Here is a 5,529-nt window from a genome sequence, read left to right on the forward strand (position 1 = left end):
GCATCCTGCATCTCTTTTGGAGTGAAAGATAGTCGCCCATAGGTGCCTACAAGACCGAAATGTGTTGTGGTATTTTGTCCTTCTAATGCTGCGAATGTGACACCGGCTTGGAGAGCAGCATAGCGGATATCAGCACCATAACCATATTTGAGAGGACCACGTTCAGAAGATAAGGTTCCTGTGTTTCCGTAAGTATAGAGGAAGAAACCGGTTTGTTTTTCTTCTTCTTTTCCTAAGACGGATGTTCTGATATTGGCTAAGAGTGCGTTTTGTTTAGCCATATCGGTTAATCCACTATAGAAGAGAGCATTTGGCATGACTAAATAGCTTGCTGTTTGTGGTACAGGGGCAACGGTAGGGATATTTGTTTCAGGATCAGGATTTGAACCAGAATTGGAGTCAAGCAGTTCGGGTTGCAAACGGAAATCCCAGAAATTTTCATTCTTTTCATCAAAGAGGTTTTGTGCAATATCGGCGTTGCCTTGGCTTGAGTCTGGTCCATAGGCACGTAGTGTATACATATCTGGTAAGCCACCTCTTGTGGTATAGCCATTTACCAGTTTGAAAGAGTTTTCCTCTGCTTTTCCAGAAACTTGAATAAGTGAAAGACCCCGGACATTGGCAGCAGCAGAGGTATTTGCTTCGATATTGTTCTCTTCTAAGCGCCCCGTGACATAAACTGATGTGTTGCCAGAGACATCCCCATGGATCAAAAGTCTATCGGTTTTTTGGTCATTTATTGCAGCACCATCACTCCAAGCCGTGTTGAAGTAAATCTTTGCATCACCCGTTGCATTGTAGACTTCTTGCGTGTCTGGTTTACCAGAACCTATATGCAATGTTTGGTAATGATCTTCTGTTGGTCCATTAAAGATAATGGAGCTGTTATCGAGATTAAGCGTGGAAATATCAGAACGAGATCTTTGAGCGATATCAAGGAGATTGCCATCATCATCTTTTTCATTTTTGCTGATTTTCAACGTCCATTTTGTATTGTTTTTCAGATCAAAGTGCACATTTCTGTCTTTAGCAATATTCGCTCTGCCCTCTAGAATAGACTGATCAGTGCTTAATGTGAAGGTGCCGTTGGAGATCGTTTTAACCTCTTTACCATCCCACAAATCTTCATCTTTCCATGACGCTTTGTCCCAAAAAATACCATCTCCTAATAATACGTCAGCATGGACTTCTGATTTTTTAAGATTGACTGTGCCGATTGATGGAGCAGCAGCATCTTCGATGCTTTTTTCAACAACAGTTCTAACGAAAATTCCTGTACCATTTTCAGCATGAAGCTCTGCATTAGTCAGATTGATCTCATTACTATGATATTTTTGCGGATCATGCGAGCTATTCGGATTATTATCAAAGAAAGTTGCGAATTGTAAACTGGCAACTTCTGCTGTGGCAGAAACATCTGTCAGATCAATATGTCCGCCATTTATTACAACCAGTGCAGCCATTTTTGCTTCTATTGTATTTTTCTTCCCCTTCTGAGGAGTATCGGATTGGGTATCTAGGCCTTTAGAATTAGTATCAATAGCACGATTGCTCGTTTTAATTGTGCTACCTTCAATGACAAAAAGACCAACATCAACATTTTGAATGGTTGTTTTGCCATTGAATTCAACTATACTATCGGCATCCCAAATGTTTACACCAACGGTTGCTGCTTCGGACTCACTACCGGTTATTGTTAAATCTCCGCTAATGATTTTACTCCCATCATCTGCATAAAAACCTTCATCGACATTTTGAATGGTTGTTTTGCCGGTTAACTGAATTTCACTACCAGAATCCTCTGTCCGTACACCAGTGCTTATTTTGCCGAGATTTTCATTAATTGCTTTACCACCGACTACTGTTAAATTTTCGCTGGTAATTTTGCCACCATTTATTGCTCTAAGACCCTTCAAAATATTATTAATCGTTGCCGTTCCATGCAATTCAATTCTGCTATCAGGACCAAGTGCAAGTGCACCGGTTCCCGCGTCATTCGTTGTTAAAGCTATATCCGTGACATCAATCTGTCCACCATTTCGTGCCTCAAGCCCATGTGTGAATTTTTCAATGGTTGTTTTTCCATTTAGTTCGATCTTGCTGTTAGGCAGGTCAACTCCTACACCAGTGCTTTCTTCTTTTTCTCCAGAACCGATGAGTGTTAAATTTTCGCTGGTGATTTTACCACCATCAAATGCTCCAAGACCGTTCAAAGCATTGTTAATCTTTGTATTGCCTTTTAATTCAACTATGCTATCAGAACCAAGTGCAAGTGCACCGTTTCCGAAATTATCGGTTGTTAGAGTAACATCCGTAATTTCAATACGTCCACCATTTTTTGTAAATAATGCGCCTTCATGTCCATTCAAACTTCCTCCTATGACAGCCCCTCCTTTCATTGTGATCTTGGATTCTATACCATCTGCATGGAGTGCATTACCATTAGATGATGCGACTGTAACATTGTTGTTTAAAGTAATGATGCTGCCGTTTCCAGCATATACCCCATCAGTTTCCCCATCGAGTGATCCTCCAGAGATTGTTATTGTTGAGTGATCCTCTGCAAATATACCTGTTAGTGCTTGAGTTACGGTTACATTGCTCAAGGTTACTGTGCTGTTTTTAGCACTTATTCCTAAGGGTAGTAAAATGTTATCGTTTTCACTCGATATTACCACATCTTCCAGCTTGTTTTTTTTTACTCTTACTGTCAGAAAAGGAAGCACCAGTGCTAGATAAAATGCCAGATGAGGAGGCACCCATTCCAGAGTATGTAATTGTTCCCTTAGTCATTTGAAGTGTAGCACCGTCTTTGGCTTCAAGGCCTAAGAAAATACCAGAACCAGTGCCTTTAATGGTTGTGCCATCCAGTAACTCAATCGCACTGTTAGCACCTTCTGCTGTTACAGCATAGACGGTTTGGTTTGTGCCTTGGTTTATATCTTTATTCGTAACAATGGTTAAATGTTTTCCAATGATTTTGCCACCGTCTTTTGCGTGAATAGTTTCGTAGGTTTTATCGGATACTTCTTGTTGTTTTCCCTCAGAAACTACGAGGGTTTCAGCATGTGCACTGAACTGGATGTTGAACAGGATGATAGCGGCTGCAGCCGTGCATGATAAAAGGGATGTTTTATACACTAGCATTCTCCTTATGAGAGCCCCAAAAATTCATTTCCCCGCGAACTTCATAAGAAGAAGTGAAAATGGATAGTTGTTATTAATTTCAGTAATAGTCTTTATAAGTATTTTATTTTCTACTGCTTGTCAAAGCTAAAAAATAATTGATATTAAATTTTTTACATATTTATATTTAATACATAACGTTTTTATAATCATAAAGTGATTACTTTATATTACATAATTAAATTTATTATAAAACTATTTTGTAAAAATGTTAATTTTATTATGTTTTGATATATTTTATATTATTGTTCATATGAATTTTATAAATTAATAATAATATTTTCTGTAATATTTCTTACAGTTTGTGGTCTTTCCAGAGTTAGTTATGACAGTAATACCCAAACACTGTTTTTAGCATTTTGATTATTCCTACTTTATCTTTCATAAGATTCTAATGTGTTTGATTTTGCTATCTAACGGAGACGGCTTCTCGAGCATACAGCATACGTTCGTTTCTCCTGTTTGGGATATTTTAATAGTATACGAACACTTGCTAGGTTTCTGATAAATGCCTAGTTTTTGATAAGCTGTTGATGTATCGATAGCATTTGACAGAGCCCAAGCTCATAAATCTCAATAAATTAAAGTGCTTGAAGTTGAAGGTTTGAAACCAACAGTGCTTTTATATCATCAAAGTGCACCTTCATTGAAGGATTATTGCTTTCGTTATTTTGAATTTTTGACACACTCTTGACAAGAAAATCTAAAAAATTGCTTCTGAGGATTTTTTTATAATATAATAAAATATGTAACGTTTTTATGGTGCTAGGTTTATGAGATATAAAGTTAAATTGGTAATCACCGTGATTGCTTTTACTATCTCTGGTTGTTTTAACCTTGATTCTGAAAAGTTAAGAAGGGACGAGAGGCTTTATCATGATGCATTCATGGGCTGGTCTATAAAAGAAAGGTCTCTTGTAAAAAATTATACTGCTATCATCATGGCTGATCCGCAACCGTGGCGTTTAAACTCTGGTGATGCCAATGGAATATCAAACAGAGAGCCGTGGTTAAAGATAAATGAGCAGGTTGCTGGTGTGATAAAAGCGCACAAGGCCGCGTTCCATATTGTCAATGGTGATCTGACGGAGTTTGGACAACAAAAAAACTATGATGATTATAAAAATGTTTATAAAACTCTTGGAGCGCCTGTCTATGAGGGGCTAGGGAATCATGATTATGCCAATAATGTTGGTAATTGTACAAATCCTCAAGAATTCAGTTTTTACAAAGATGCCTGTGCTATAAGTGCAGTTTCAAGAATGGTATCGGAAATCAAAAAATACCGTAATCAATTATTGCATTTTAATGCAGATGTTACTGAAAGTTTGGTTCCCATTTCGGGTGGAAATATTCGCTCGATAAGGGGGAGTTTGAGTTATTCTTGGGATTATGGAGATGTTCACTATGTGCAGCTTCACAATTATCCAAGCTATACGGTTCGTTTGATGGGACAGTCTATGCAGGCGCAAATCAATAAATCTTTAGATTGGCTTAGGAACGATTTAACTGCTGCTGATGCAAGAGGTAAAGTGACAATCATTAATTTTCATGATGCGCGTGCTGCTTCCATTGATGGTGAATCCTTTTTTATTCGTAAAAAGAATGCTAAAGATTTGTCGGTCTTTAAGTCAATTATTACCTCTCATAATGTTAAAGCAATCTTCGTGGGTCATACGCATTATCAGTCTTATTGCCGTGCGAAAAATGATAAGGTTTTTGGAAATATCCCTATCTATACAGCTGGTGCGCTTTTTAATGGAGATTATTACCTCATAGATGTGAAGGGAAAGACCATTCACGTTAAAGCCTATAATGGAGAAATAGGAAAACCGCTTTTAATTAAAGATCTTGGTGTTATAGGGAAAGACACCCAATTTTCCGCGAGTTGCAGTCAGTTATAATAGGATTTTTTTCTTTGTTTTAAGGATAAGGAAAAAACGTATTATATGTGCGGATTTGAAAAGCAATGAGAGTGTCTAAGTGTCACTTAAAAATAGAATGAAAAATCAGATATCTTTTTCATCTTTTTTTCAAAAATGCTAAAATATCAGGTTAAGCGCTATAAGTGCAATGGTTTAATGTGAACTGAGCTTTAATACAAAGCGGAATAATGGTTTGTTATTTTATTTTTTCTTTTTAGGCTTTCATCTTGGAAGAGAAAGAGGAGTGTGTCGAGGAAGTATCCAGAATTACCAAGAAAACTTTTTGTTTTGATTCATTTTTTACTTATAATCTTCAAACAATTGATGTTTTGTGATGCTGTTTTCACCATGCCATGGCAGTGTTCAGAGACCGAATCCAAGTTGGGGCACTAAACGGTTATTTAGAAGCCACCTTGGA

The 5,529-nt window shown here is 37.4% G+C and carries 3 protein-coding genes; 1 reads left to right on the forward strand and 2 read right to left on the reverse strand.

The window, feature by feature from the left end:
* Both ACFIKG_RS08445 and ACFIKG_RS08450 read right to left on the reverse strand, forming a co-directional pair.
* On the reverse strand, nucleotides 1-2,678 hold a 2,678-nt coding region (locus ACFIKG_RS08445; protein ID WP_375652109.1), incomplete at its 3' end, for an autotransporter outer membrane beta-barrel domain-containing protein.
* Nucleotides 2,662-3,141: a hypothetical protein gene (locus ACFIKG_RS08450; RefSeq protein WP_375652110.1), complete on the reverse strand. Its 480-nt coding sequence runs from the start codon at nucleotides 3,139-3,141 to the stop codon at nucleotides 2,662-2,664. The genes ACFIKG_RS08445 and ACFIKG_RS08450, both read right to left, overlap by 17 nt.
* An 818-nt stretch (nucleotides 3,142-3,959) precedes the next feature.
* Here ACFIKG_RS08450 and ACFIKG_RS08455 point away from each other — a divergent pair.
* Complete coding sequence (locus tag ACFIKG_RS08455; protein WP_375627262.1) at nucleotides 3,960-5,090, forward strand: metallophosphoesterase; 1,131 nt, start codon at nucleotides 3,960-3,962, stop codon at nucleotides 5,088-5,090.
* Nucleotides 5,091-5,529: the final 439 nt, after the last annotated feature.

The sequence above is a fragment of the Bartonella sp. LB28NMGDW genome (assembly GCF_042194435.1).
GTDB lineage: Bacteria > Pseudomonadota > Alphaproteobacteria > Rhizobiales > Rhizobiaceae > Bartonella > Bartonella grahamii.

What these genes read in the sequence shown, in the direction of transcription:
- ACFIKG_RS08455 (WP_375627262.1), top strand. Translation starts at nt 3,960, where the DNA reads ATGAGATATAAAGTTAAATTGGTAATCACCGTGATTGCTTTTACTATC.